The 4,192-nt window shown below is 74.0% G+C and carries 1 protein-coding gene and 1 pseudogene; one reads left to right on the top strand and one right to left on the bottom strand.

The window, feature by feature from the left end; all coding sequences use genetic code 11:
- Positions 1-1,435, top strand: a pseudogene (locus tag HG543_RS51965) (hypothetical protein); the annotation flags it as partial.
- A 238-nt stretch (positions 1,436-1,673) separates the two neighbouring features.
- Here the strand turns inward: HG543_RS51965 and thrA are convergent.
- Entirely contained in the window at positions 1,674-4,130 is a 2,457-nt protein-coding gene (gene thrA / locus HG543_RS51960) for a bifunctional aspartate kinase/homoserine dehydrogenase I (protein ID WP_169352416.1), read from the bottom strand.
- Positions 4,131-4,192 lie beyond the last annotated feature (62 nt).

The following is a 4,192-nucleotide window of genomic DNA, read 5'->3' as shown; positions in this document are numbered from 1 at the left end:
GTGGGCACTGTGGGCGGGAATCGTCGTGAGCCTCGCGGCCGCGGCCCCGCCGAGCGCGCTGCCGGTGGAGGCCGGCAATGCCCTGACGCTTCCGGCGCACCGGCACCTGGTGCGCGTCGAACGTGGCAACGGGCGCGGCGCGGTGCTCCTGCTGGCGGTGCAGCGAGGAGGCAGCGGAGGCCGGGGCCTGGGGATGTACCGGAGCGAGGACGGTGGACGCTCCTGGAAGTACGAGGGCCCCATCCAGGAGGACGCGAAGCAGGATCGCGCGGACGTGGTGGCGGTGGGACGGGACGTGGCGCTGGTGTACTCGGTGGAGACGCCGGACGGCCAGGGCATCAGCGGCTCACCGTCGCGCGACGTGTACTTCCAGTGGTGGCGCTACCAGGCCTCCTCGGACCGGTGGGCGCCTGGGAGGGCGCTCAAGGTGTTCGACTCGCGCAGCTCCCGCACGGCGTACTACCGGGCCGAGCTGGCGCGTGACTCGCGGGGCCGGCTGTGGGTGCAGGCCTTCCGGCGCGAGCCGGATGGGAAGTCCACCCTCGTCATCTCCGTCAGCACCGATGGTGGCTCCACCTTCCGCGAGCAGCCGGCGCTGGACCGCGGCATCTCGAAGCGGGGCGGCGGGCGGCTGCTGCACCTGGGAGGCAAGCTCGTCATGGTGTACGGCTCGCACTCCGGGGGCATGGCCGCGCGCTTCCGGGTGCGCGACGACGGCGCGCCGCTGTCCTCGTGGTCGCCCGTGCGCACCGCCTTCCCCGAGGGCATCTACCACGGCGCCGCGCTCAGCGCGGTGGCGGACGGCCGCGGTGGCATGCACCTGGTCTACAAGGACAACTCGGAGCGGCTCATGTACCGGCGCTTCGACGGCCGCCGCTTCGGCTCGGCGCGGGTGGTGCACGAGCGGGGCGACTGGGCCCTGCAGCCGGCAATCACCCGCGTGGGAAGCACGGTGCACATCTTCTACAACCGCCCCCACCGCGACGGCCGGGGCTATGACCTGGTGGTGCGCCGGCTGAGCGGCGGAAGCCTGGGCTCGGTGCGCGAGCTGGCCTCCATCTCCGGCTTCGCCGGCTACCCCGCCGCCGTGGGTGTGATGCCCTCCGGCGCGCGGGTGCCTTGTCTCTTCGGGCTGGAGCCCCGGCACGGCTCGGACCGGCTGGTGGTCGTCTTCGCGCCTTCCAGCAACAAGGCGAACGCGGCCGGAGGCGAGAAAGTCGCCGCCGCCGAGGACACCGACGCCACCGACGAATCGCCGCTGGCGGTGGTCCTGGACGGGCCCGAGTCGGCGGTCAGGAACGTCGTGGCCGCGCTGGAGTCCGCCCCCGAGGAGGCATCGGCGGGCTGCGGAGGAGGGCAGGCGCTGGCGGCGCTCCTGAGCGTGCCGCTGCTGGCGCTGGGGCGCCACCGCCGCAAGCAGGCCGCGCGGCGGTAGCGCCCGGGAGCGAGGGGTCCTTCGGGGCCGCGGCCCCAGCGCGAGGCGAAGGGAGCCGCGCGGCGGTAGCGTCAGGGGGCGAGGCGCCCTTCGGGGCCACAGCTCCACCGCGAGGGGGCCGCGTGGTGGAGCCGCGCGGCGGTAGCGTCAGGGAGCGAGGCGCCCTCCAGGGCCGAGGTGCCACCACGAGGCGAGGTACGGGCCTCGTGGTGGCGCGGGCGTGGGACTCCCGCGGCCGTCAGGGCAGGGGGCCTTCCACGAGCCGGAGCACGTCGGCGAGGACGCCGGAGGCCGTCACCGCCGCGCCCGCGCCGTAGCCGCGAATCACCATGGGCGTAGGGCTGTAGCGCTCCGAGAGGAAGCTGAGCGCGTTTTCTCCGCCCTTCACCGCCGCCAGCGGGTGGGCCAGCGGCACGGGCATGAGGCCCACGGAGCACCCCTCCGGGGTGACGCTGCCCACGTAGCGCAGCACCTTGCCCTCGGCGCGGAGCGCGTCCACGCGGCGCTGGAAGCCCGCGTCCACCTGGGGCAGGCGCGCGAGGAAGTCGTCGAGCGGGCCCGTTGCATCGAAGTCCGACGGGAGGAGCGAGTCCAGCGCCACGCCCTCCAGCTCGTCCGTGCGTCCCAGCTCGCGGGCGAGGATGAGCACCTTGCGCGCCACGTCCGTGCCGTGCAGGTCGTCGCGCGGGTCCGGCTCCGTGAAGCGCCGCTCCATGGCCGTGCCCACCGCCTTCGACAGCGGCACGCCCTCCTCGACGAGGCCGAGGATGAACGACAGCGAGCCCGAGAGGATGCCCTCGATGCGCAGCACGCGGTCTCCGGTGCGCAGCATGTTCTTCAGCGTGTCGATGACGGGCAGCGCCGCGCCCACGTTCGTCTCGTAGAGGAAGCGGCGCTGGTGCCGGGACGCCGTCTCGCGCAGCGCGCGCCAGTGGTTCCACCGGCCGGCGTTGGCCTTCTTGTTGGCCGTCACCACATGGAGGCCGGCCTCCATCAGCGACGGGTAGGCGAGCGCGATGTTCTCGCTGCTGGTGCAGTCCACGAAGATGGGGCGCCCGGGACGCTTGGCGCGGGCCCAGTCCCGGAACGTCTCCATCGCCGGGCCATCACCGCCCGCGTCGAGTCGCTCCTTCCAGCCGTCCAGGGAGAGTCCCTCGCTGGCGACGACGCAGTGGCGGCTGTTGGCGATGGCGCACACGCGCAGGTCCACGCCGTGCGCACGCAGCTTGGGGGCCTGCTGCTGCACCTGGCGCAGCAGCTCGCCGCCCACGCTGCCCACGCCGGCCAGCAGCAACTCCACCACCTCCGTGGTGCCGAAGTACTGGCCGTGCACGTGCGCCATGGCGCGCGGGCCGTCGGCCTCGGAGATGACGGCGGAGATGCTGCGCTCGCTGGAGCCCTGGGCAATGGCGGCGATGCTGCAGCCCACGTCCGCCAGGGCGCTGAAGAACGTGCCCGCCACGCCCACGCGGTGCCGCATCCCGTCGCCGACGATGCTGAGGATGGCGAGGCCGGCCTGCCGCTCGATGGTGTCCACCTTGCCGGCCTCGAGTTCCACCTCGAAGGCGACCTCCAGCGCGGCCACGGCGCGTTCCGCCTCGGCCTGCTGCACGCAGAAGCTGATGGAGCACTCGCTGGAGCCCTGGGTGATGAGCACCACGGAGATGCCCGTGTGGGCCATGGCCTCGAACACGCGGGCGGCGGTGCCGGGGACGCCCTTGAGCCCCGCGCCCGCGATGTTGATGAGGGCGATGTCGCGCAGGAAGGAGAGGCCGCGCACCGGGTGCTCGGGCGGGGCGGCGGTGGCCGTCACGCGGGTGCCCGGGTGCTCGGGGCGGAAGCTGTTGCGGACGCTGACGGGGATGCCGCGCTCGCGCGCCGGGGCGATGGTCTTCGGGTGCAGCACCTTGGCGCCGAAGTAGGCCAGCTCCATGGCCTCCTCGAAGCTCACCTCCGGCAGCGGGAAGGCTTCGGGGACGAGCCGCGGGTCCGCGCTGAAGATGCCGTCCACGTCCGTCCAGATATCCAGCAGCGCCGCGTCCAGCGCCGCCGCCGCCAGCGCCGCGGAGTAGTCCGAGCCCCCGCGCCCCAGCGACAGCGTCTTGCCCCGACCGTCACCGCCGAAGAAGCCCGGCATCAGCATCAGCCCCGGGCCACCGTCGCGCAGCGGGGCGAAGCGCTTGCGGCACTCGTCCATCAGCGGCGTGGCCTGGAGCGGGTCCCCCGCGCAGATGATGACCTCGCGCGGGTCGACGAGGTGGGGCTCCAGCCCGCGCGACCGCATCAGCGCGCCCAGGATGAGGCACGCGGCGCGCTCGCCGAGGCCGGACAGGAGGGCGAGCACGGAGGGCGAGCACTCGCGCAGGAGCCCCACGCCCTGCAGGAGGCCGCGCAGCTCCGACGCGAGCGCCGCGAGCCCCTCTTCCACGGGGCGCTGGCGCGAGGCCCCCAGCTCCCCGGCCAGCTCGCGGACGATGCCGGCGTGCACGTCCTCGAAGCGCGAGCGCAGCGCGTCCACCGCGCCGCCCTCACACGCCACGCGCGCCGCGTCCACCAGGAGATTCGTGATGCCGGACACGGCCGAGGCGACCACCATCACCCGGGTCTCCTTCCGCGCCGCCGCCACCAGGTCCACCACGCGGCGCAGCTGCTCCGCGCCGCCCACGCTCGTGCCGCCGAACTTCATCACTCTCATGACACGACCTCGCGACGGAGGAAGGACGGGGCGGGCTGGGACAGCGGGGGAGTCGTCGGGGG

The sequence above is a fragment of the Pyxidicoccus fallax genome (assembly GCF_012933655.1).
GTDB lineage: Bacteria > Myxococcota > Myxococcia > Myxococcales > Myxococcaceae > Myxococcus > Myxococcus fallax.
The sequence above is the reverse complement of the archived record's forward strand: the minus strand, read 5'-3'. Positions and strand labels throughout refer to the sequence as shown.